This is a genomic window from Aquabacterium sp., from assembly GCF_044226965.1.
In the GTDB taxonomy this organism is placed as follows: domain Bacteria; phylum Pseudomonadota; class Gammaproteobacteria; order Burkholderiales; family Burkholderiaceae_C; genus Pseudaquabacterium.
The window spans coordinates 17,112-39,230 of record NZ_JBGAGA010000059.1; the positions used below are offsets into that span (position 1 = coordinate 17,112).

General features: G+C 70.1%; 20 protein-coding genes. 6 read left to right on the plus strand and 14 right to left on the minus strand.

All coding sequences use genetic code 11. The features are described from left to right. The first annotated feature begins 138 nt into the window (after positions 1 to 138). Positions 139 to 567, plus strand: a complete 429-nt coding sequence (fur, locus tag ACILR4_RS21560) for a ferric iron uptake transcriptional regulator (protein ID WP_395702937.1) — start codon at positions 139 to 141, stop codon at positions 565 to 567. On the opposite strand, the gene hprK is transcribed toward fur, so the two are convergent. The 3 genes from hprK to hpf all read right to left on the minus strand — a co-directional run bounded on the left by hprK (position 568) and on the right by hpf (position 2,548). Further along, positions 568 to 1,521, minus strand: coding sequence for an HPr(Ser) kinase/phosphatase (hprK, locus tag ACILR4_RS21565; protein WP_395702938.1), 954 nt, complete (start codon positions 1,519 to 1,521; stop codon positions 568 to 570). Between the two features lie 13 nt (positions 1,522 to 1,534). Continuing rightward, positions 1,535 to 2,005, minus strand: a complete 471-nt coding sequence (locus tag ACILR4_RS21570; protein ID WP_395702939.1) for a PTS sugar transporter subunit IIA — start codon at positions 2,003 to 2,005, stop codon at positions 1,535 to 1,537. A gap of 201 nt (positions 2,006 to 2,206) precedes the next feature. Next, a complete protein-coding gene (hpf, locus tag ACILR4_RS21575) occupies positions 2,207 to 2,548 on the minus strand; it encodes a ribosome hibernation-promoting factor, HPF/YfiA family (RefSeq protein ID WP_395702940.1) in 342 nt (113 codons plus the stop codon). Positions 2,549 to 2,867: 319 nt separating this feature from the next. Between hpf and ACILR4_RS21580 the strand changes: the two genes are divergently transcribed. Beyond that, positions 2,868 to 3,494, plus strand: coding sequence for a response regulator (locus ACILR4_RS21580; RefSeq protein WP_395702941.1), 627 nt, complete (start codon positions 2,868 to 2,870; stop codon positions 3,492 to 3,494). Between the two features lie 54 nt (positions 3,495 to 3,548). Beyond that, positions 3,549 to 4,511 (plus strand): magnesium/cobalt transporter CorA, encoded by a 963-nt coding sequence (gene corA, locus ACILR4_RS21585; protein WP_395702942.1) that lies wholly within the window; start codon positions 3,549 to 3,551, stop codon positions 4,509 to 4,511. Here corA and ACILR4_RS21590 read toward each other — a convergent pair whose 3' ends face one another. Genes ACILR4_RS21590 through ACILR4_RS21620 form a run of 7 tightly spaced genes read right to left on the minus strand, consistent with a single transcriptional unit; the run spans position 4,512 to position 11,079 of the window. After that, complete coding sequence (locus tag ACILR4_RS21590) at positions 4,512 to 5,297, minus strand: SDR family NAD(P)-dependent oxidoreductase (RefSeq protein WP_395702943.1); 786 nt, start codon at positions 5,295 to 5,297, stop codon at positions 4,512 to 4,514. A gap of 16 nt (positions 5,298 to 5,313) precedes the next feature. Then, a complete protein-coding gene (locus ACILR4_RS21595) occupies positions 5,314 to 5,880 on the minus strand; it encodes a DUF3833 domain-containing protein (RefSeq protein ID WP_395702944.1) in 567 nt (188 codons plus the stop codon). Next, positions 5,877 to 7,154: an MFS transporter gene (locus ACILR4_RS21600; protein ID WP_395702945.1), complete on the minus strand. Its 1,278-nt coding sequence runs from the start codon at positions 7,152 to 7,154 to the stop codon at positions 5,877 to 5,879. The genes ACILR4_RS21595 and ACILR4_RS21600 overlap by 4 nt, the downstream gene beginning before the upstream one ends. Further along, on the minus strand, positions 7,151 to 7,696 hold the full coding sequence (locus tag ACILR4_RS21605) for a chalcone isomerase family protein (RefSeq protein WP_395702946.1): 546 nt from the start codon (positions 7,694 to 7,696) through the stop codon (positions 7,151 to 7,153). The genes ACILR4_RS21600 and ACILR4_RS21605 overlap by 4 nt, the downstream gene beginning before the upstream one ends. A gap of 7 nt (positions 7,697 to 7,703) precedes the next feature. Further along, complete coding sequence (locus tag ACILR4_RS21610; protein ID WP_395702947.1) at positions 7,704 to 8,930, minus strand: class I SAM-dependent methyltransferase; 1,227 nt, start codon at positions 8,928 to 8,930, stop codon at positions 7,704 to 7,706. Continuing rightward, positions 8,927 to 9,715, minus strand: coding sequence for a DUF1365 domain-containing protein (locus tag ACILR4_RS21615; RefSeq protein WP_395702948.1), 789 nt, complete (start codon positions 9,713 to 9,715; stop codon positions 8,927 to 8,929). The genes ACILR4_RS21610 and ACILR4_RS21615 overlap by 4 nt, the downstream gene beginning before the upstream one ends. After that, the gene (locus tag ACILR4_RS21620; protein WP_395702949.1) at positions 9,712 to 11,079 is read right to left on the minus strand and encodes an NAD(P)/FAD-dependent oxidoreductase; all 1,368 of its coding nucleotides are present in this window, start codon (positions 11,077 to 11,079) and stop codon (positions 9,712 to 9,714) included. Before ACILR4_RS21620 ends, ACILR4_RS21615 begins: the two co-directional genes overlap by 4 nt. Positions 11,080 to 11,509: 430 nt before the next feature. Here ACILR4_RS21620 and ACILR4_RS21625 point away from each other — a divergent pair, with 430 nt between their 5' ends. Then, on the plus strand, positions 11,510 to 12,388 hold the full coding sequence (locus tag ACILR4_RS21625) for a ferritin-like domain-containing protein (protein ID WP_395702950.1): 879 nt from the start codon (positions 11,510 to 11,512) through the stop codon (positions 12,386 to 12,388). Positions 12,389 to 12,398: 10 nt separating this feature from the next. Here the strand turns inward: ACILR4_RS21625 and ACILR4_RS21630 are convergent, their stop codons facing one another. The 3 genes from ACILR4_RS21630 to glnE form a co-directional block, all read right to left on the minus strand. Beyond that, a complete protein-coding gene (locus ACILR4_RS21630; protein WP_395702951.1) occupies positions 12,399 to 13,061 on the minus strand; it encodes a glutathione S-transferase in 663 nt (220 codons plus the stop codon). Between the two features lie 82 nt (positions 13,062 to 13,143). Further along, positions 13,144 to 14,061, minus strand: a complete 918-nt coding sequence (locus ACILR4_RS21635; protein ID WP_395702952.1) for a DMT family transporter — start codon at positions 14,059 to 14,061, stop codon at positions 13,144 to 13,146. Beyond that, positions 14,058 to 16,805 (minus strand): bifunctional [glutamate--ammonia ligase]-adenylyl-L-tyrosine phosphorylase/[glutamate--ammonia-ligase] adenylyltransferase, encoded by a 2,748-nt coding sequence (glnE, locus tag ACILR4_RS21640; protein WP_395702953.1) that lies wholly within the window; start codon positions 16,803 to 16,805, stop codon positions 14,058 to 14,060. Before glnE ends, ACILR4_RS21635 begins: the two co-directional genes overlap by 4 nt. A gap of 148 nt (positions 16,806 to 16,953) precedes the next feature. Here glnE and ACILR4_RS21645 point away from each other — a divergent pair, with 148 nt between their 5' ends. Both ACILR4_RS21645 and ACILR4_RS21650 read left to right on the plus strand, forming a co-directional pair. Continuing rightward, entirely contained in the window at positions 16,954 to 21,048 is a 4,095-nt protein-coding gene (locus ACILR4_RS21645; RefSeq protein ID WP_395702954.1) for a YhdP family protein, read from the plus strand. A gap of 23 nt (positions 21,049 to 21,071) precedes the next feature. Further along, on the plus strand, positions 21,072 to 21,875 hold the full coding sequence (locus ACILR4_RS21650; protein WP_395702955.1) for a carbon-nitrogen hydrolase family protein: 804 nt from the start codon (positions 21,072 to 21,074) through the stop codon (positions 21,873 to 21,875). Positions 21,876 to 21,898: 23 nt separating this feature from the next. Here the strand turns inward: ACILR4_RS21650 and ACILR4_RS21655 are convergent. Next, on the minus strand, positions 21,899 to 22,119 hold a 221-nt coding region (locus ACILR4_RS21655), incomplete at its 5' end, for a PfkB family carbohydrate kinase (protein WP_395702956.1).

Consider the following 22,119-nt stretch of genomic DNA (forward strand, 5'->3'; position numbering starts at 1 on the left):
CGCAGAAGGCTTGCCATGCAAGAACCCGGTAGGACCAAGGGGAGAAGGGCCGTGAGCGCCCGTCGTGGGCAGAGGGCACGGCACTCGATATGATCCGCCGATTCTAGCGACCCGCCTTTCGCCGCCGTCCCCTACGCCATGACGAATGCCGACGAACTCAAGAGCAGCGGCTTGAAGGCCACGCTGCCGCGCATCAAGATCCTCGAGGTCTTCCAGCGCACGTCGCAACGCCACATGACGGCCGAAGACGTGTTCAAGACGCTGCTGACCGAAGGCGCTGACATCGGCCTGGCCACCGTCTACCGCGTGCTGATGCAGTTCGAGCAGGCCGGCCTGCTGACGCGCAACCACTTCGAGTCCGGCAAGGCGGTGTTCGAGCTGAACGAGGGCCAGCACCATGATCACCTGGTGTGCCTGAGCTGTGGCCGCGTCGAGGAATTCTTCGATGCCGAGATCGAACGGCGCCAGCGTGCCGTGGCGCAGGAGCGCGGTTTCGAGCTGCACGAGCACGCGCTGGCCTTGTACGCGGTGTGCACCAAGCCCGCGTGCCCGCACAAGACGAAGTAGCTACTCCTCGCCCTGCTCCATCGCGCGCTGGTGGCGCTCGATGAATTCCTGGTAGGTGTCGATGCCGCGCAGCTGGAGGATGGTGTTGCGCACGGCGGCCTCGACCAGCACGGCCAGGTTGCGGCCGGCGTCCACCGTGATGACCACCTTGCGCACCGGGATGCCGAGGATCTCCTCGTGCAGGGGCTCGTAGGGCAGGCGCTCGAATTCCCGCTCCATCGTCTCCTTGCGCACCAGGTGGACGATGAGCTTCAGCCGCATCTTGCGGCGCACCGCGGTCTCGCCGAAGATCGATTTGATGTCCAGCAGGCCGATGCCGCGCACCTCGAGCAGGTTCATCAGCAGATCGGGGCAGCGGCCCTCGAGCGCGCTCTGCGACACCTTGTACAGGTCGACCGCGTCATCGGCCACCAGGCCGTGGCCGCGCGAGATCAGCTCCAGGCCGAGTTCGCTCTTGCCCAGGCCGGACTCGCCGGTCAGCAGCACGCCCAGACCCAGGATGTCCATGAACACGCCGTGGCGCGTGATGCGGTCGGCAAACAGCTGCGCGAGGTAGGCGCGGACGATGTCGATCACCTGGCCGGCCGATTCGCTGGTGACGAACAGCGGAATCTCGGCGCGGTCGCACATCGCCACCAGACGGTCCGGCGGGGCGACGCCGTCGGCGCCGATCAGCACCGGCGGCTCCAGCGTGACGATGCGCGAGATGCGGCGTTCCTGGTCCTCGGGCGACGAGGACGACAGGTAGGCCACCTCACGGCGGCCGACGATCTGCACGCGGTAGGGGTGGATGTAGTTCAGGTAGCCGACCAGGTCGGCGGCCGACTGCGCGTCGCGCACCGCGGCCTCGTCGAAGCGACGCTCGGGATGGGCATGGCCGGCGATCCACTCCCAGCGCAGGATTTCACGATGGGCCTCGAACAAGGCCTCCGCGCTGATCGAGGTGGGTTTCAAGAGCGGCGGCGGATCAGGCGACCGACTTCAGCGGCGCCCAGTCGGCGATCAGCTTGTGCAGCGCGGCGGCGTCTTCGGCGGCCTTCATGCGTTCGCGCAGTTCGCGGTCGGACAGCAGTTCGGCGATCTCGGACAGGATTTCCAGGTGCCGCTGCGTGGCCGCCTCGGGCACCAGCAGGAAGATCAGGAGGCTCACCGGCTCGTCGTCCGGCGCGTCGAAAGGGATCGGCTGCTGCACCCGCAGCACGGCGGCCAGCGGGTTCTTCAGCCCCTTGATGCGGCCATGCGGAATGGCCACGCCATGCCCGAGGCCGGTGGAGCCCAGTCGCTCACGGGCGAACAGGTTGTCGGTGACGGTGGCGCGGGCGATGGCGTGCTGGTTCTCGAACAGCAGGCCGGCATGTTCGAACGCTCGCTTCTTGCTCGTTGCGTCGACATTCACCAGCACATTGCTGGTGGGCAGGATAGCGGCGAGACGGTTCATGACGTTCACCCCGCATCACGGCAGTTGCAAAGCCGGCGCAACGACGGGTCCTGTGACAGAACAATGATTATAGAAATGCCTTGCTGCACTGCACGGTTGACAGGTCCCCCGACTGCGGGATGTTGTCACGGCGCTGCACAGCAGTCGCGGCGGCCCAGCAAAAACGGCCCCGAAGGGCCGTTGCGGCAGGCATGGGGGCTGTCAGACGGCACCGGCGTCCATTCGCTTGGCGGCCTGATGGTGGTGGTCGTGCAGGCGATCCTTGTGCCGGCAGACCTGACGGTCGAGCTTGTCCATCAGTTGATCGATGGCGGCGTACAGGTCCTCGTGGGACTGCTCGACGAAAATGTCCTTGCCCTTGACATGGAGGGTGACCTCCGCTTTCTGCCTTCGTTCCTTTTCAGTCAGTTTCTCGACCGTCAGCAGCACGTTGATATCAACCACCTGGTCGAAGTGCCGGGTGACCCGGTCCAGCTTCGTGAGCACGTACTCGCGCAGAGCCGGTGTCACTTCGAGGTGGTGTCCGCTGATCGTCAGGTTCATTCAGAACCTCCTTTACACGAGAGTTGGCCAAGATCTGGCAGCGGGCCGGGCCAGCCAACCGGGTTGGTGACCTACCCGTTGCGAACCCAGTGTGCTCCCGATGACGCGCGCATGACAAGCCCGGCCGGCGGTGTAGCATCCCATGGTTTGCCAAACTTCTGGCACGCGCTGGCGTGTCGTGCCGGCCGCCGGCACACAAGGTGCCGCCGGTTCAACGGTGCAGCGCCGGAAACACGCTAAAGTGCTGAATCCGCAGTCAGCCCTTCCTGTGCCCGTTGGCGGGACGCAGGGTTCACGCCACAGCCCGAACGACACTGCAATGCGAAAGAGCGCGGCCAACGCCGATGTGCTGTCCACCCGCGAGGCCGCCGAGCGCCTGGGCGTCGCGTTGCGCACGGTGCAACTGTGGGTCGAAAGTGGCGTGCTGCCGGCCTGGAAGACGGCCGGGGGCCACCGGCGCATTTCGCGCGCGGCGGTGGAAAAGCTGATTGCCGAGCGCAGCCACGCGCTGATGGGCCAGGGCAACGCCGCGGCGCAGAGCAATGACCGCCCGCTGCGGGTGCTGGTGGTCGAAGACGACCCGGACATGCTCAAGCTCATCTGCATGGTCATGGAAGGCTGGGACCTGCCCTTGCAGCTGCGCACCGCCACCAACGGATTCGAGGCCTTGCTGCGCATTGGCGACGAAAGTCCCGACCTGCTGGTGACCGATCTGAACATGCCGGGCATGGACGGCTTCCGCATGATTGCGGCCCTGCAAGGCCACCAGCAGGGCCGCGAAGCCCTGCGCGTGGTGGTGGTCACCGCCTTGTCGCCGGCCGAAATCGACCAGCGGGGTGGCCTGCCGGAGACGGTGACCGTGTTCACCAAGCCGCTGCCTTTCGACGACCTCGAAGCGCTGATGCGCGAGCAGCACGCCGCGCTGACGGCCGACGCGCTGCCCTGACTTCGCGGTGTCGGCCGCACCGTTGGCCGGCCGCCCTGGCGCTGGAGATACAGCATGCTCAATGTGTTCGCGCTGGCCAACGGCAGGCTGGTGCAGGAAGAGGTCGACGACCCCGAAGTGCTGGCACGCACGCAGCCGGTGTGGGTGGATCTCGAAGCCCCGTCGCCGATGGAGAAGGGCTGGATCCTGTCCCGCTTCGGCCTGTCCATTCCCGACGACATCGTCGACGACGACCTCGAGGAGTCGGCGCGCTTCTATGAAGAGGACAACGGCGAACTCCACATCCGTTCGGACTTCCTGATCGACGATGACGTGGCGCCGCGCAACGTGCGCGTGGCCTTCATCCTGAAGCACGGCGTGCTGTTCTCGGTGCATGGCGTCGACCTGCCGGTGTTCCGCCTGCTGCGGCTGCGCGCGCGCCGCATCCCTGCGCTGATCGGCGATGCGAAGGACGTGCTGCTGAAGCTGTACGACGCCGACGCCGAGTATTCGGCCGATGCGCTGGAGAGCATCTACGACAGCCTCGAGCGCGTCAGCGCCCGGGTGCTGACGCAGGACGTCGACGACCACGCCGCCGGCGCCGCGCTGGCGGCGATCGCGAAGGAAGAGGACCTGAACGGGCGCATCCGGCGCAACGTGATGGACACGCGTCGCGCGGTGAGCTTCATGATGCGCAGCCGCATGCTCAATGCGGAGCAGTTCGAGGAAGCGCGGCAGATCCTGCGCGACATCGATTCGCTCGACTCGCACACCGCCTTCCTGTTCGACAAGATCAACTTCCTGATGGATGCGACGGTCGGCTTCATCAACATCAACCAGAACAAGATCATCAAGATCTTCTCGGTGGCCTCGGTGGCGCTGCTGCCGCCCACCTTGATCGCCAGCATCTACGGCATGAACTTCCGCAGCATTCCCGAGCTGGAGTGGCCCTGGGGCTACCCCTTCGCGCTGGGGCTGATGGTGGCCTCGGTGGCGGCGCCGTTCCTGTATTTCCGGCGCAAGGGCTGGCTGCGCTGATCAGGCATTGACGCCGCGCTGCACCGCGGCGAAGTACAGGCTGTCGGGCAGCCAGCGCAAGGCCTTCAGGCCGAGCGTGAAGCGCTTGGGGAAGTGGATCTCGAAGCGGCCGGCCTGCCAGCCGTCGATGATGGCCTGTGCGGCCTGTTCCGGCTGCATCAGCGCCGGCATGCGGAAGCGGTTCTGCGCGGTGAGCGGCGTCTCGACGAAGCCCGGATTGATCAGCGACACGCCGACCCCGTGCTGGGCGAGGTCGAGGTACAGCGTCTCGGCCAGGTTGATCAGCGCGGCCTTGGTCGGGCCGTAGGCCAGCGCCTGCGGCAGCCCGCGGTAGCCCGCCACACTGGCCACCACGCTGAGGTGCGCCGGCAAGCCTTGCGCGGCCTGGCGCAGTGCCACGGGCAGCACGGCCGCCAGCCAGTTCAGGGCACCGACGTAGTTGACCTGCTGGTGCCTCAGCGCATCGGCCAGGTCGAAGCGCGTGGCCTGCATCGCGTGGTAGTGGCCGGCGCAGTACATCGTCAGGTCGATGCGGCCGTGGCGCGCCACCAGCGAGGCCGCGGCCTGCTCCAGGGCCTGTGCATCGGTGGCGTCGCAGGCAAGCGCCTCGGCGCCGGCATGCTCGTCGACGAAGCGGGACAGCGCCACGGCGTTCCGGGCGGAGACGATCACCTTGGCGCCCTGGGCGTGCAGTGCACTGGCGGTGGCCCGGCCGATGCCGGTGGAGGCACCGACCAGCCACACGCACTGGCCTTGCCAGGACCGGATGGGGGGATTCAGGGACATGGCGGCAGGCCGGTCGTCACAGGCGGCGGAATGACAGCAGCACTTCGCCGACGCGCAGGCCGAACTTGCTGATGACCGCCCGGTTGAGCATCACCTGCTCATCGACCAGGAACATCCAGTCGTCGAACTGCACGTCGTAGACCTGGTCGCCCACGGGCAGGCGCAGGGTGTACTGCCAGTTCAGCGCATTGCCGGCCGCCTGGCCCAGCGCTTCGCCGACGACGTCGGCCGCGCGGCCGCGATAGCTGCCGTCGGGGCCCGCGCTCAGTCGCCAGGTGCGCTGCTCGCGCCGGCCGTCGGCGTAGAGGAAGTGCTCTTCCAGCACGCCTTCCTGCCCCTGCCAGCGCCCTTCGAGGTCGACGGTGAAGCGCTGCAGCAGCTTGCCGGCGCGATCGACGACGATGCCATGCGCCTGCAGCTTGCCGTTGAAGTAGCGGCTCAGGTCCAGCTTGGGTGTGGCGGCCGCGTAGTCCGAGGGCTTGGGCGCCGCGCAGCCGGCCAGCAACGTGGTGATCGCGATGGACAGGCACAGGCCGAGCGCGGACGAACGCGTTCGGGCGAGCCAGCTTGCAAGGCATCTCATGGTGTCGAACTTTCGAAGTGGTGCCGGCCTTGCCACAGCAGCGCTGCGGCCAGCAGCTTCAGCGCGCAAGGGACCACGGCATAACAGAACATCAGAGCGGCCGTGCTGTCGGCCGTGCGAACGCCGGGCACGTAGCCCAGGGCCTGCAGGGCCGGCAGCGACAGGCCCGCCGCCAGCGCCAGGTTCAGCTTGGTGGCGCAGGTCCACCAGCCCACGTAGCCGCCCTCGCCGCGGCGCGCATCGCCGGCGCGCTGGATCACCGCGGTGAGCAGCGCGGCCGGGGCCACCAGGTCGACGCCCACGGCCATGCCGCTGCCCAGGCAGACCAGCAGGAACGCCGTGGTGTCACCGGGCCCCAGGGTGGCCGTCCAGACGAAGCTGCACACGGCCAGCGCCATGCCGGCCAGCCAGCAGCGCCACAGGCCGATGCGGGCCACCAGACGGGTCCACAGCGGCAGCGACAGCGCGGCAGACGCGAAGTAGGCGCCCAGGAACAGCCCGTCGAGACCGGGTGCTGCCAGCCGGTCGCGGATGAAGAACAGCACCAGCGTGGCCGGCACCGCGCTGGCGATGCCATTGACGACGAAGATGCCGATCAGCCGCCGGAAATCCGGCTGGCGCCACGGCGACCCGACCGCGCGTGGGGCGGCGGTGGCGCTGGTGGCAGGGCCGCCGGCGAACGGGGCCCGCGCCAGGGCCGCGAGGCCGAGCGCCAGGCCGATCGTGCAGGCCAGCACCATGGCGCCCATGCCGGCCAGCGAGGGCAGGGCACTGGCGACGATCACGCCGACCAGTGCCAGCCCTTCACGCCAGCCGATCAGGCTGGACTGCTGGCGCGCGTCGCCACCGAGGCGGGCGCCCCAGGCCTGGTGCAGCACGGTCAGCCCGCTGTAGCCGAGGTAGGTGACCAGCAGCGCCAGCGCGCACCACATCAGCAGCGACCCCGTGGGCAGCGCGGGCGGAAAGAAGAGCGCGCAAAAGCCCAGCGCCAGCAGCACCGCGGCACCTGTCGCCCAGGCCAGTGCGTGCCCGCGCGGGCGGCCGAGGATGCCGTCGGCCAGCCGCCCGAGCCAGGGGTCGATCGCCGCGTCGAGCGTGCGTGCCCCCAGCAGCACGGCACCCAGGCCGGCCAGCGGCGCACCGAGCTGGTTGGCATAGTGGCTGGGCAGCAGCACGTACAGGGGCAGGGCGGCGAATGCCATCGGGGCGCCCAAGGCGCCGTAGCGCAGGCCGGCGGGCAGCCATTCCAGGCGCGCGGAGCTGGCCGGGCTCATGACGCGGGGCGCAGCAACTGGGCCCGCAGGCCCGGCTCGGAGGTGCGAGGCGACAGCCAGATGCCGAAGAACAGGCGCACGAACACCGGGTCCGCGATCTCGCCGACCGGTCGGCTGTTGACGAAGAAGCGCGCCGACTGGCCGGGCCGCTGCACGGCGGTGATCCTGTCGCCGGGTTCGACGTCGGGAATCAACTGGGTCAGGGCCTGCAGCCAGCGCTGGGCCTGGGCCTCGCTGATGGCGGCCAGGCGGCGCATCTCGTCGATCGAACGCTGCGCGATGCGCGGCCCCGACAGCGCGCGTGCATAGCGCACCTCCAGCGCCAGCGGCTGGTCGGCACCATCACCCGCGAGGCGGTGGGTGGTCCACAGCCGGGCGTCGTAGATGTGCAGACCGAAGGCCCGCGCCGTCGCCACCGGGCCCGGGCGCGCCTCGGGCAGTTCGGCCGCCAGTTCCGGCAGCTGCGGTGGCAGGTGCTGCTCGTTCGCCGCCAGCGGCAGCCAGCAACCCAGCCCGAGACAGAGGACGGCCAGCGCGCGCATGGCGGTTTCAGGCGGCCTGCAGCGTGAACTGGCGGACATCGGTGTTGCCGGTGGCGAACGCCGCTTCGCAGTACGCCAGGTAGAACTCCCAGATGCGCAAGAAGCGCGTGTCGAAGCCCTGGCCCAGCACCTGCCGGTCGCGGCGCATGAACTCGGCCCGCCACCGATGCAGGGTTTCCGCATAGTCGGCGCCGAAGGCCAGTTCGTCGACCACCTTCAGGCCGTGGCGCGCCGCCTCCGCCCGGAAGGCCTGCGCGCTGGGCAGCAGACCGCCCGGAAAGATGTACTGCTGGATGAAGTCGGTGCCGGAGACATAACGATCGAAAAGATCGTCCCGGATCGTGATCGACTGGATGCAGGCCCGGCCGCCCGGCTTCAGCAGACGTCGAACCTGGCGGAAGTAGCCACTCCAGTATTCCCGGCCGACGGCCTCGAACATCTCGATCGAGACGATCGCGTCGTAGGGGCCGTCGTCGATGTCGCGGTAATCCTGGAATCGCAGCCGGGCCTGCCCGGCCAGGCCGGCCTGGCCCAGCCGCTGTTGTGCATAGGCCAGCTGCTCGCTCGACAGCGTGACCCCGTTGACCTGCGCGCCGAACTCGCGCGCGGCGCATTCGGCCAGCGCGCCCCAGCCGCAGCCGATCTCCAGCAGTCGTTGGCCCGGATGCAGCTGGCACTGGGCCAGCGCCCGGCGCATCTTGGCCTGCTGGGCCTGGGCGAGCGGCTGCGCATGGTCACCGTTGAACCAGGCGCTGGAGTAGCTCATGCTGTCGTCCAGCCACAGCCGGTAGAAATCGTTGCCGAGGTCGTAGTGCGCATGGATGTTGCGCTGGCTGCCGGCGCGCGAGTTGCGGTTCAGCAGGTGGCGCAGCCGGTGCAGGCAGCGGCCCCACCAGTGGCCATAGACCATCGATTCAATCGCGTCGCGGTTCGCGATGAACAGCGTCAGCAGCGACACCAGGTCGTTGCAGGCCCAGTCGCCGGCGATGTAGGTCTCCGCGAAGCCGATGTCGCCGGACTTCAGCGTGGCCGCGCAGACGCGCCAGTTGTGCAGTCGCACGGCGGCCTGCGGCTCCTCGGGCGCGCCGGAGCCGAAGCGCAGCTGCCCGCCGTCGGGCAGTTGCACGTCGAGCGTGCCGATGCGCAGCTGGCGCAGCAGGGTGAACACCGCGCGCGCGGCGGCCGGTGCGGTGGCGGGCAGGCTGGCGGGGGCGAGGCGGGTGGCGGTGCTCATGCAGCGGGACGAGGATCGTGGTGGGTGGCTGGCGCCCCAGGGGGCTGACGGCCGAAGAAGGGCACGCGCTTGAGCCACAGCTGCAGCGCCTGCCAGTGGATGCGGGTGATCACGCCCAGCGTCAGCAGCGGCATGCGCCAGAACGCGCGGCGCAGGCTGGCGGCGGTGAGGGGCGCCAGCAGGCCGCTCACGCTGGTGATCAGCAGCGGGCCGAGATCGTCATCGTGTTCGATGCGCACGACCGTGCGGGCCTCCGGCGCGGCCCGGCGCAGGAAGCGGAAGCGATAGCGGCCCTCGACGCGGCAGAAGGGCGAGACATGCAGGCGCTTGGCTGCCTGCTGCTCCACGCCGAAGGCCAGCGACGGGCCGTGCAGCAGGTAGGCGTGGCGCTCGCCGAAGGTGCTGTTCACCTCGACCACCACGGCGGCCAGCGAATCGTCGGCGCGGTGGCAGTACCAGAAGCTCACTGGCTTGAAGGCATAGCCGAGCACGCGCGGGTAGGTGTGCAGCCAGACCTCGCCGTCCGCGTCGGTGACGCCCTCCAGTTGCAGCACGTCGTCCAGCCATGCCAGGCTGTCGGCGCGGCCGTCGCCATGGTCGGCGTCGTGGAAGCTGACCCAGCCAGCGCGGTTGCGGCGCAGGGCCGCGTCAGGACACGCGCGCAGAGAGCGCATGGGCAGCAGCAGGAACCAGGTGGGATAGCAGAAAAAGTGAGCGGCAGGCCGCAAACGGCGGTGGCGCACTTCGCCGACGCCAATCTGCGGCCGCTGCAGCGTGAGGTTCATGCGGCCCGCTCCTGCAGCCGCTCCTGCGCCCGCGCCGCCTGCTGCCGCCAATGCCCCTGCAGGCCGGCCACGACGGCCTGGGCCGAACGCAGGCCGTCCTCGTGGAAGCCGTAACGCGTCCACGCGCCGGCGAACCACACGCGTCGGCGGCCCTGGATCGTCGGCAATTGCTGCTGGGCGTCGATGGCAGCCTGGTCGAACACCGGATGGGCATAGTCGAATGTCTGATGCACCAGCGCAGCGTCCGGCTCGCGGACCGGGTTCAGCGAGACGATGACCGGCGTGCGCCATGGCAGCGGCTGCAGGCGGTTGATCAGGTAATGCAGGCAGACACCGGACCCTTCCTGCGCCGGCTGGGGTGAGCGCTCGTAGTTCCAGGCCGCCCAGGCCTTGCGCTGCCGGGGCAGCAACGACGTGTCGGTATGCAGCACCGCGCGGTTGTGCTGGTAGCGGATGGCGCCGAGCAGCCTGCGTTCCGGCTCGCTGGCGCCTTCGCCCAGCAGCCGCAGGCTCTGGTCGGTGTGGCAGGCCAGCACCACGTCATCGAAGCGCTCGGCGCGCCCGGCCGCCTCGAGCCAGACCCCGGCGTCGCCGCTGTCCGGCGGCATGGGGCGCAAGGCGGTCACCGGCGAGTTCAGGCGCACGTCGGGCAGCTGCCCGAGCAGGCGTTGCACGTATTCCCGCGAGCCGCCCTGCACCGTGTACCACTGCGGCCGGTGGCGAACCCGGATCAGCCCGTGGTTGTGGCAGAAGCGGATCATCGTCAGCACCGGGAACTGCAGCATCTGCGCGGTCGGACAGGACCAGATGCAGCCGAGCATCGGCAGCAGGTAGGCATCGCGGAAGGCTGTGCCGAAGCGGTGGCGGGCCAGGAACTCGCCGATCGACACCGCGCGCAGGCCCGTGTCCGAGGCGCCGGAATCGAGCTCCTGCGCGATGCGGGTCGTCAAGCGGTTGAAGCGCAGCAGGTCGGCCAGCATGCGCAGGAAGTCGGGCCGCAGCAGGTTGCGTCGCTGGCTGAACACGGTGTCCAGCGAAGTGCCGCTCCACTCCAGGCCGCAGTCCGGCAGCTGCACCGAGAACGACATGTCCGACGGCGCGGTGGCGACACCGAGCGCGCCGAACAGCGCCCGCAGCTGCGGGTAGGTGGCATGGTTGAACACCAGGAACCCGGTGTCGACCCCGTGCGTGATGCCCTCGAGGTTCAGGTCGACGGTGTGGGCATGGCCACCAGCCCGGGCATCGGCTTCGAACAGCGTGACATCGGCCAGCGCCGGACCGGATCCGGAACCGGCCAGTTGCCAGGCTGTCGCCAGGCCGGCAATGCCGGACCCGACCACGGCCACACGCGGGAGGCGGGCCATGGCCTTCACGCCTCCACGCCACCGCGGTGATGATCACCGCGGACAAGGGAAGAAGCCGTGCAGCGCCCTGATGCGAACGAGGGAGGGAGGGAGGAGGAGGAGAAGCGCCTCAGGATTGCTGTCCGGTTGCCCGGAAGGCTGCACGGCTGAAAGCAGCGCGGGGCCTGCGCCTCGAATCCCTCACGCAAGGGCCCCGATGCGTTGTTGATACGCTGGGTCCAAAAGAGTTCCGCGCCAGCGCGTCGATACGGTTTCATTCGTTTCAGCCCCACCAGTTGAACTGATCGGTTTAATAGTGACCGAACGGTATCACTTTGGATCGATGAGTATGAATAGGCCCTCATTGCAATGGGGGTTTTGGGCGGCCTGGGCCACTTGACCCTTTGTCACCACTCACCGCCTAGAATGGCAGGCTGATCAAGGAACCGCGATGCTCTACCCGGAACTTTTCAAGCAGCTCGAATCCGTGCGTTGGAACATGGACTCGGACATTGCCTGGAGCCGATTCGACGCCAGCCTGCTCAGCGAGGAGCAGGCGCAGACGGTGAAGATGAACGCGATCACGGAGTGGGCCGCGTTGCCGGCCACCGAGATGTTCCTGCGCGACAACCGCGACGACAGCGACTTCTCCGCCTTCATGAGCGTGTGGTTCTTCGAGGAGCAGAAGCATTCGCTGGTGCTGATGGAGTACCTGCGCCGCTTCCGGCCCGACCTGGTGCCCACCGAGGAAGAGCTGCACCAGGTGCGCTTCGAATTCGACCCCGCGCCGGCGCTCGAGACGCTGATGCTGCATTTCTGTGGCGAGGTGCGCCTGAACCACTGGTACCGCCGCGCAGCCGAATGGCACACCGAGCCGGTGATCAAGCAGATCTACGAAACCCTGGCCAAGGACGAGGCGCGCCACGGCGGCGCCTACCTGCGCTACATGAAGCGTGCGCTGAACAAGTTCGGCGACGAAGCGCGTGCCGCCTTCGCCAAGGTGGGCGTGCTGATGGCCAGCGCCCGCCGCACCGCGCAGGCGCTGCACCCGACCAACCTGCACGTGAACGAGAAGCTGTTCCCGCGCGACACCATCCAGAGCCGCCTGCCCGATCCGGCGTGGCTCGAGCACTGGCTGGACAAGCAGATCCAGTTCGACACCGTGTGGGAGAACAAGGTCGTCGAACGCATCCTGCACAACATGAGCCTGCTGATGGAGCGCAGCTTCGCCAGCGTGCAGGAGCTCAACCGCTTCCGCAAGGAAGTGACGACCAAGCTCGCCGCTGCCGCCACGGCAGCCACCGGCGGGCCCGGTATCCAGCCCGCCTGAGCGGCTGCGTTCAGCCCGCCTGCTTCAGCGCCGCAATACGGTCCTGGTCGGCCTTGCGGTCGGCGGCCACCTTCTGCGCCGTCGGCCGTTCACCGACCAGTGCGATGTAGGGCTTCCAGTTCACGCCGCCCGCCACGAGCAGGTCTTCGCCGAGCACGATCTTGCTGGCCATGCCCACCAGCGGCAGGCTGGCCCAGCCCGCGCAGTCGGCCTGCGTGAAGTGTTCCCCGGCCAGGTAGGGCCCGAACTTGGCCAGGCGCTTGAAGCCGGCGATGTTCTTCGTCAGCTGCTTGCGGATGCGGGCCTGGTTGCTCTCGCTGACCGTGCCGCCGAAGAAGGCCTGCGGGTACAGCTCGCGCGCCACCAGCTCCAGGTGCAGGTCGATGAAGGTCACCAACTCGTGCACCTTGGCGCGCTGCCAGGGGTCGGTCGGCAGCAGCGGCGTTTCGGGATAGGCAGCTTCCAGGTAATCAAGGATGACCTGGCTCTCGCACAGGCTGCCCTGCGCGGTGCGGATGAAGGGCACCTTGCCCAGGGGCGAGCAACTCAGCACTTCCTCGTCGGATGAGCCGGTCATGCACAGCTCTTCGCGAAAGGGGATGCCCTTTTCCAGCAAGGCCAGCTTGACCTTGTTGTAGTAGTTCGAGAGGCTGAAGCCGCACAGCGTGATCATCGCGAGTCTCCTGGTGACGAAGGTGGCACCAGTCTAGGGCCGCCGCAGACCCGCGGGCGACAACGACGCGACAGCGAGGGGCTCAGCGCCGCGGCGGCCGGTTCACCAGCGCGATGCCGCCGGCCACCGCGATGGAGGCGATCACCAGCCGCGGCGTCAGCGCCTCGCCCAGCAGTCCGGCGCCAGCCACCAGGCCGATGAGCGGCGTCAGCAGGGTGAAGGCGGCCAGGCGCGTCGCGGGGTAGTGGCGCACCAGCCAGAACCACAGCAGGTAGCTCGCGAAAGTGACGACGATGGTCTGGTAGCCCATCATCAGCCAGGTGATAGCGCTGAAATGCAGCGGCCTCGTCTCGCCGGCGGCCAGTGTCGCCAGGCCCAGCAGCACGCCGGAGATTGCCAGCTGGTACAGCAGCGTCTGCTCGGGTGCCGCACTGGCCAGCCGGCTGCCGCGGATGACCAGGGTCGTGCCGCCCCACAGCAGCGCGCCGGCCACGCCCAGTGCGTCGCCCAGCCATTGCCGCGGGCCGGCCGACGAGGAACCGCCCCAGCCCTCGGCCAGGGCCCAGGCCACGCCGGCGAAGGCGGCGCCCAGGCCCGCCAGCTGCCCCGCGCTGGGATGTTCGCTGCGCGTGACCAGCGGCATGCCCAGCGCGACGACGAAGGGCGCGAGGTAGACGAACACCGCCATGCGCGATGCACTGGTGAACTGCAGGCCGACGAAGATGCAGCCGAACTCCACGGCAAACAGCACCCCCGCCAGCAGGCCGCCCCGCAGCGTGCCGTTGGACCAGGGCAGCGCGATGCCGCGCCAGCGCGCCCAGCCCCACACCAGCAGCGCCGCGCCCAGCGATCGCAGCGCGGCCTGCTGCAGCGGGGGCACCTCGGCCAGCGCCACCTTGCCGGCCACCTGGTTCAGGCCCCACAGCACGCAGCACAGCAGCAGGCTGGCCACGGCCAGCGTGTCCAGCTGCGTGCGGCGCCCGTCGGCCGGGCTGCTCAAGGGAACACGGCCTGCCACAGCGCGAGCACGGCATCGCGCGCGCCGGCCAGCGCCTCGGGCGGGAACTGCGTCGGCTGCTCGTCCAGGCGCGCCCGGTGCTGCGCGCGGCGCAGCTCGCGGTAGGCATCGGCCGCGGCCGTGCCCACGCCGGCCGGCAGCAGCCCGGCCGCCTCGGCCCGCTGCAGCAGCGCGATGTTGCCGGCGTTGTCCAGCAAGGCCGGATGCGCCGCGCCGTGCGCCAGCACCAGGTACTGCACCGCGAACTCGGCATCCATCATGCCGCCCGGGCTGTGCTTCACGTCGAAGACCTCGGCCTTCACCGGCCGGGCCTGGCGCACCTTGTCGCGCATGCCGACGACCTCGCGCCGCAAGGCCTCGACATCACGCTCTGCGGCCAGCACCTGGCGCCGCACCGCCTCGAACCGGTCGGCCAGGTCGGGCGAGCCGGCGCAGAAGCGGGCCCGCGTCAGCGCCTGGTGCTCCCAGGTCCACGCGGTGTTGCCGCCGCGGCCGACCTGGTAGCGCTCGAATGCGGCGATCGAGGTCACCAGCAGGCCGGAATTGCCGTTGGGCCGCAGCGCGGTGTCGATGTCGAACAACTCGCCGGCGGCCGTGCGCAGCGTCAACCAGGTGATGAGCTTGCGCACGCAGTGGCCATAGACCTCCTGCGCGCGGTCGGCATCGGGCTCGTCGGCATCGTCGTAGAGGAACACCACGTCGAGGTCGCTGCCGTAGCCCAGTTCCTTGCCGCCGAGCTTGCCGTAGGCGATCACCGCGAAGCGCGGCGCTTCGCGGTGGCGCTGCTTCAGGCGCGGCCAGACCCAGCGCAGCGTGATGTCCATCGTGGCATCGGCCAGGGCGGACAGGTCGTCGGCCACCTGCTCGACGGTGATCAGCCCTTCGACATCGCGCACCAGCGTGCGGAAGACCTCGGCATGGTGGGCGTGCCGCAGCGTGTCGAGCAACGCGTCCTCGTCGGCCTGGCCGCTGCGCTCCCAGGCCGCGTGCCGCTCCTCCAGGGCCTGCAGGTACTCGTCGCGGTCGAAGCGGCCATGCAGCAGGCGCGGGTCGGCCAGCTCGTCGATGACGCCGGGGTGCCGCATCAGGTACTGCATCGGCCAGCGCGCCAGGCCCAGCAGGCGCAGCAGGCGCTTCATCACTTCAGGTCGCTCGACCAGCAGCGCCAGGTAGCTGTCGCGGCGCAGCAGTGGTTCGAGCCAGTCGATGAAGCGCAGCGCGGCGTCCTGCGTGCACAGCTCGGCTTCCACTGCCATCGAGGCGCGCAGCACCAGCTTGCCCAGGCGCAGCTTGCTCTCGTCGCGCAAGGCGGCCACGCGCGGCTGCTGGCACCAGTGGCGCACGCGCTCGGCCAGCGACGGCGGCAGTTTCTCGGCCAGTGCCTCGCTGTCGAGTGGCAGGGGGCCGCTGCCGCACTGGCGGCAGCCGTTCTTCGCGCCCTGGGCCTGCGGCGCCTGGCCGTCGTGCAGCAGCGCGTCGAATTCGGTGGCCACCAGCTCGCGGATCTCGCCCAGCCGGTCCAGCAGTTCGCAGGCATCGGGCCGGCAGGCGGCCAGGCCCATCGATTGCGCGATCCAGGCCAGGTCGCCGTCCTGCGTCGGCAGCAGGTGGGTCTGCTGGTCATCGAGGAACTGGATGCGATGTTCGACGCGGCGCAGGAAGGTGTAGGCCTCGGCCAGCTTCTCGGCCGTCTCGGGCTTCATCAGCCCGCGGCCGGCCAGCAGGCCCAGCGCCTTCAGCGTGGAGCGCGTGCGGATCTCCGGGAACTGGCCGCCGCGCACCACCAGCAGCAGCTGCACGATGAACTCGATCTCGCGGATGCCACCGCGCGAGAGCTTGACGTCGTTGGCCCGCTCGGGCCGGCCGGCCGCGCGGCGCTGCGCTTCCTCGCGGATCTTGCGGTGCAGCTGGCGCAGGCCTTCGAAGATGCCGTAGTCGAGGTAGCGGCGGTAGACGAAGGCGGTGACCAGCGAGCGCAGCGGCAGCGCCCGACCGCTGGTGACGGCCGCGCGCGGCGCGACGACGCGGCTCTTCAGCCACGCGAAGCGCTCCCATTCGCGCCCCTGCACCTGGAGGTATTCCTCCAGCATGCCCATGCTCACCACCGGCGGCCCCGAGTTGCCGTTCGGCCGCAGGGCCAGGTCGACGCGGAACACGAAGCCGTCTTCGGTGGTGTCGCCAATCAGCGCGTACAGCCGCTTGGCCACCGCCGAGAAATACTCGTGCGCGCTCAGCACCAGCGGCCCGCGCGTCTGGCCGTCTTCCTCGTAGACGTAGATCAGGTCGATGTCGGACGAGACATTCAGCTCGCGGGCACCGAGCTTGCCCATGCCGATGATCCAGAAGTCGATCACCGTGCCTTCGGCGTTCAGCGGCGGGCCGCAACGCGCGTCCTCGTCGGCACGCGCCTGCTCCAGCGCCAGGCCCAGCGTGGCCTCGGCCAACGCCGTCATCGCGCCGGTGACGTGGGCCAGCGGCGCCTGCTGCTCGATGTCCAGCACCGCCAGCCGCTCCAGCACCAGCTGGCGTGCGACGCGCAGCGCCGAGGGCAGCGCCCGCCCGCCCGCGCGCAGGGCGCCGACCAGCGCGACGATCGTCGCCACATCCGGCACGCCCGGTGCCAGCAGGCCCAGCTCGGCCGCATAGCGCCGGCGCACGCGCTGCACGTAGCGGCTGTGCTCGGCGCTGGCGGGCAGCGGCACGATTGGTTGGTCGATGGAACCCATGGCGCGGCGACAGGTCTGTCAGAGGGTCTGTGCTAGATTGACCCGATGGCCGCTGCGCCGTGATGGCGGCATCGTGTCATCAGCGGTCGGCCCGGCTGGCTTGGCTCAGAGGCCGCTACGTGCTGCTTGTCCCTCATCCGACTCTCTCATGACGTTCGCCGCTTCCACGCCTCGCCGCAGGCTGCGCTGGTGGCGCACGGCGCTGCAGTGGGGCGCAGGGTTGCTGTTTGCGGCGTGGAGCTTATGCCTGCTCGCGTGGCTGACTCTGCATTGGGGGATTCTGCCTCGGCTCGACGAATGGCGTCCGCAGATCGAAGCCTATGCCAGCCGCGCAGTCGGCGTGCCGGTGCAGATCGGCCGCATCGAGGTGCGTTCGTCGGGCTGGGTGCCGGCCTTCTCGCTGCAGGACGTGGTGCTGCGCGACGCCCACGGCCGCGAGGCGCTGCGCCTGCCCCGCCTGTCCGCCGCGCTGTCGGTGCCGGCCCTGCTGGCCTGGCACCTGCGCTTCGAGCAGCTGCTGATCGACGACGCGCGGCTCGAGGTGCGGCGCGACGTGCAGGGCCGCATCCACGTCGCCGGCATGGATGTCGAGGGCGCGGACGCCAGCGCGGATGGTGCGGCGCTGGCCGACTGGTTCTTCGAGCAGCATGAGTTCGTGATCCGCCGCGGCGCGCTGCGCTGGGTGGACGAGCAGCGCAACGCGCCACCGCTGGCCTTGTCCGATGTGCAGCTGATCGTGCGCAACCGGCTGCGCAGCCACGAGCTCCGCCTGGACGCCACGCCGCCGCCGGCCTGGGGCCAGCGCTTCAGCGTCAGCGCGCGCGCGCGCCAGCCACTGCTGGCCCGTGCGGGCGACTGGCAGCGCTGGCGCGGCACCGTGCATGCCGACCTGCCGCAGGCCACGGTGGCCGAGCTGCGGCGGCATGTCTCGCTGCCGTTCGAGCTGTCGCAGGGCCGTGGTGCGCTGCGGGCCTGGGTCGATTTCGACAATGGCCTGGCGCGTGGGGCGACCCTGGACGTGGCGCTGCGCGATCTTTCGGTGCGGCTCGCGCCCGACCTCGAACCGCTGGCCTTGCAGCAGGCCAGTGGACGGCTGGTGGCCGAGCGCCAGGCCGATGGCGTGACGCTCACGGCCACGCACTTCGGCTTCACCACGGCCGAAGGGCAGGCCTGGCCCGAGGGCAACCTGTCGCTGAGCTGGAAGCAGCGGCAGCCGCAGCGCGCCAGCGAGCTGCTGACGCAGGCGCCGGTCACCGGGGGTGAGCTGTCGATCGATCGGCTCGACCTGTCCACGACCGCCGAACTCGCCGGGCGCCTGCCGCTGGGCGCGCGCGTGCGCCAGCTGCTGGACCAGCTGGCACCGCAAGGCAGCGTCAGCGACCTGAAGGCCAGCTGGCAGGGGCCGCTGGATGCGCCGCAGCGCTACAGCGCGAAGGCGGCGGTCAAGGGCATGGCCATTGCCGCGGCGCCGGCGAGCCAGCCCGGCGCGATCGGGCGCCCCGGCTGGCGCGGCGCCGATTTCGAGTTCACCGCCACCGAAGCCGGCGGCCAGGCTCGCCTGGGTCTCAATGGTGGCGTGCTGGAACTGCCGGGCGTGTTCGAGCGTCCCTCGCTGGCGCTCAAGCGCTTTGCGGCGGACCTGCAGTGGCGCATCGAGCCCGTGGCCGACACCACGCCGGCGCCCGAAGGCGAAGCGCTGCCGCGCGTCAGCCTGAAGGTCGACAACGTGCGCTTCGAGAACGAGGACGCGCAGGGCGAGTTGAGCGCCACCTGGCGCACCGGCAGCGGGCCGGCCTTCGGCAAGGGCGGGCGCTTCCCCGGTGTGCTGGAGCTGCAGGGCAAGCTCACGCAGGGCCAGGCCACCAGCGTGGCGCGCTACCTGCCGCTGGGGTTGCCGGACAGCGTGCGCAGCTATGTCAAGCGCGCCGTGGTGGCGGGCAAGGTCGGCGCCACCAGCTTCCGCGTCAAGGGCGACCTGTCGGACTTTCCGTACCTGCACCGCAAGGACGGCGAGTTCCGCATCGCCGGTCAGGTGCAGGGCGTGACCCTGGCCTACGTGCCGTCCGAGCCGGGCTGGGAATCGCCGTGGCCGGCCTTCAGCGACGTCAGCGGCGAGCTGGTGTTCGAGCGCAGCGAGATGCAGATCCGCCAGGCGCGGGCGCGGCTGTGGGGCGTGGAGCTGCACGACGTGAACGGCGGCATGGCCGACCTCGGGGCGCCGGTGCTCGAGATCGACGGCCAGGCGCGCGGCCCCGCGGCCGACCTGCTGCGCTACCTGAACGCCACGCCGGTGGCCGGCTGGACCGGCCATGTGCTGGACCAGGCCAGCTTCAACGGCCCGGCCGAGCTGAAGCTGAACCTCAAGCTGCCGATGGATCATCTGGATCAGGCCCTGATCAAGGGCAGTGTCGCGCTGCAGGGCGGCGATGTGCGGCTGCGCCCCGACACGCCGCTGCTGGCCGGCGCGCGCGGCCGCATCGACTTCACGCAGCAGGGCGTGCGGCTGAACAACCTTGCGGTGCGGGCCTTCGGCGGCGATGCCGTCATCGAAGGCGGCAGCCAGCCCGACGGCAGCCTGCGCTTCAGCGCCAGCGGCACGGCCAGCGCCGAGGCCCTGCGCCGCGCCCCCGAGCTGGCCGATGTCTCGCGCTGGCTCGCGCGGCTGCAGGGCCAGGCGCCCTACCGGCTGCAGCTGGCGGTCAACCGCGGCCAGCCCGAGTGGCTGCTGACCAGCCCTCTCACCGGCCTGGCCATCGACCTGCCGCCGCCCCTGCGCAAGCCGGCGGAAGCGACCTTGCCGCTGCGCATCCAGACCAGCGTGCCGGCCGAGCCGCGCGGCGCCGCCCCACGCGACCTGCTGCGCGTGGAACTGGGCAGCGTGCTGCAGGCGCAGTACCTGCGCGACCTCTCGCACGAGGTGCCGCAGGTGCTGCGGGGCGCCATCGCGCTGCAGGCGCCGTTGCCGGAGATGGCGCCCGGCGTGCGTGCCGCCATCGAGGCCGAGAGCCTGAACGTCGATGCCTGGCAGGCGGTGCTGCCCAAGGCTGCGCCCGGTGCGACCGCCGTGGAGGGCGGCTATGCGCCGCAAGCGCTGCAGATCAAGGCCCAGGAATTCATCGCCAGCGGCCGGCGGCTGACCCACCTGGCGCTCGACCTGCAGCACTACGCGAACGGTGCGGACAGCGGCTGGCGCGCCAAGGTCGAGGCCGACCAGGCCAGCGGTGTGGTCGACTACCGCGAGGCGCGCGGCCCGGCCACCGCCGGCCGCATCCATGCGCGGCTGGCGCGGCTGTCGCTGCCGCGCAGCGATGCGGAGAGTGTCGAGGGTCTGCTCGAACAGGCACCCACCAGCGTCCCAGCGCTGGACATCGAGGTCGACGACTTCGAGCTGCGCGGCAAGAAGCTCGGCAAGCTGGCGGTGGAAGCGGTGAACCGCAGCCTCAGCGGTGTCGAGTCGTCTCGCGAATGGCGCCTGAACCGGCTGTCGCTGCAGATGCCCGAGGCCAGCTTCAGCGCCAGCGGACAGTGGGGCTACGTGGCCGGGGCACCGCAGCGCCGCCGCATGGCGCTGGACTTCCGCTTCGACATTGCCGACAGCGGCCAGCTGCTGGAACGTCTGGGCTTCGGCAAGGTGGTCAAGGGCGGCAAGGGCCAGCTGCAGGGCAGCGTGGGCTGGGCCGGCTCGCCGCTGGACCTGGACATCCCGTCGATGGACGGACAGATGAAGCTGGCGCTCGATGCCGGCCAGTTCCTGAAGGCCGAACCCGGCGTGGCCCGGCTGCTGGGCGTGCTGAGTCTGCAGTCGCTGCCGCGGCGCCTGCTGCTGGACTTCCGCGACGTGTTCCAGGAAGGCTTCGCCTTCGACAACGTCAGCGGTGACGTGCAGCTCTCGCGCGGCATCGCCAGCACCCGCAACCTGCGGCTGCGCGGCGTGCAGGCGGTGGTGCTGATGGAAGGCCAGGCCGACATCACGCACGAGACGCAGGACCTGCGCGTGGTGGTGGTGCCGGAGATCAACGCCGGCACCGCTTCGTTGGCCTATGCGGCGATCAACCCGGTGATCGGCCTGGGCACCTTCCTGACCCAGTGGCTGCTGAGCGGGCCGCTCAGTGAAGCCGGCACCCGCGAATTCCATGTCAGCGGCAGCTGGGACGATCCGAAGGTGCTGCAGGTCGAGCACAACCGGAGCGGCCCGCCCGCCGCGGCCGCCGCGGCCTCGTCCCCGGTGGCGCGCACCCCCTGATGCCGAACGATGAAAGAGCCCGCATGAAGATTGCCGCGCTGCAGATGGTCTCGGTGCCCGAGGTGGGCCGCAACCTGGAGGCCGCCTCGCGGCTGGTGGCCGAGGCCGCTGCGGCGGGCGCGCGGCTGGTGGCGCTGCCCGAGTACTTCTGCCTGCTCGGCCGTACCGATCGCGACAAGCTGGCGGTGGCCGAAGCCGACGGCGAAGGCCTGATCCAGCAGACCCTGGCGGCGCTGGCGCGCGAGCACGGCGTGTGGCTCATCGGCGGCACCTTGCCATTGCGCACCGCCGACCCCGAGCGCGTGCGCAACAGCTGCTGTGTCTGGGGCCCTGACGGGCAGCGCGTGGCGCGCTACGACAAGATCCACCTGTTCGCCTACGACAACGGCCGCGAGCGCTACGACGAGGGCCGCGTGCTCGAAGCCGGCAGCACGCCGGTGGCCTTCGATGCCGATGGCCTGCGCGTGGGCCTGAGCGTCTGCTACGACCTGCGTTTTCCCGAGCTGTACCGCGCGCTGATGCAGCCGGCGCCCTGCGACCTGATCGTGGTGCCCTCGGCCTTCACCTACACCACCGGCCGCGCGCATTGGGAGTTATTGTTGCGCGCCCGGGCGGTGGAAAACCAGTGCTACGTGCTGGCGCCGGCACAGGGCGGCACGCACGAGAACGGACGCCGCACCTGGGGCCACAGCCTGGTGGCCGACCCTTGGGGCGAGCTGCTGGCCTGCCGCGACGAAGGCGAGGGCGTGGTGATCGCCGAGCTGGACGTGGCCCGCATCGCCGAGGTCCGGCGGCAGCTGCCGGCGCAGGGGCATCGCAGGCTCTAGCGCTCAAAAAGGGCGTCCACGGATCAGCCCAGCTCGTGCCGCCGCGGCAGGTCCGCGCCGCGGCGCGAGCAGGTGATCGCCGCGGCGTGCACCGCGAACCGCAGCGCGGCTTCCAGCGCGCTGCGGTCCAGCGTGCGAATCGCCTCGGGCGTGAGCCGGTCGTGTTCGGCCAGCCAGGTCAGCAGCGCGGCCTGCACGGTGTCGCCGGCGCCGACGGTGTCCACCACCGCCACCGGTGCCGGCC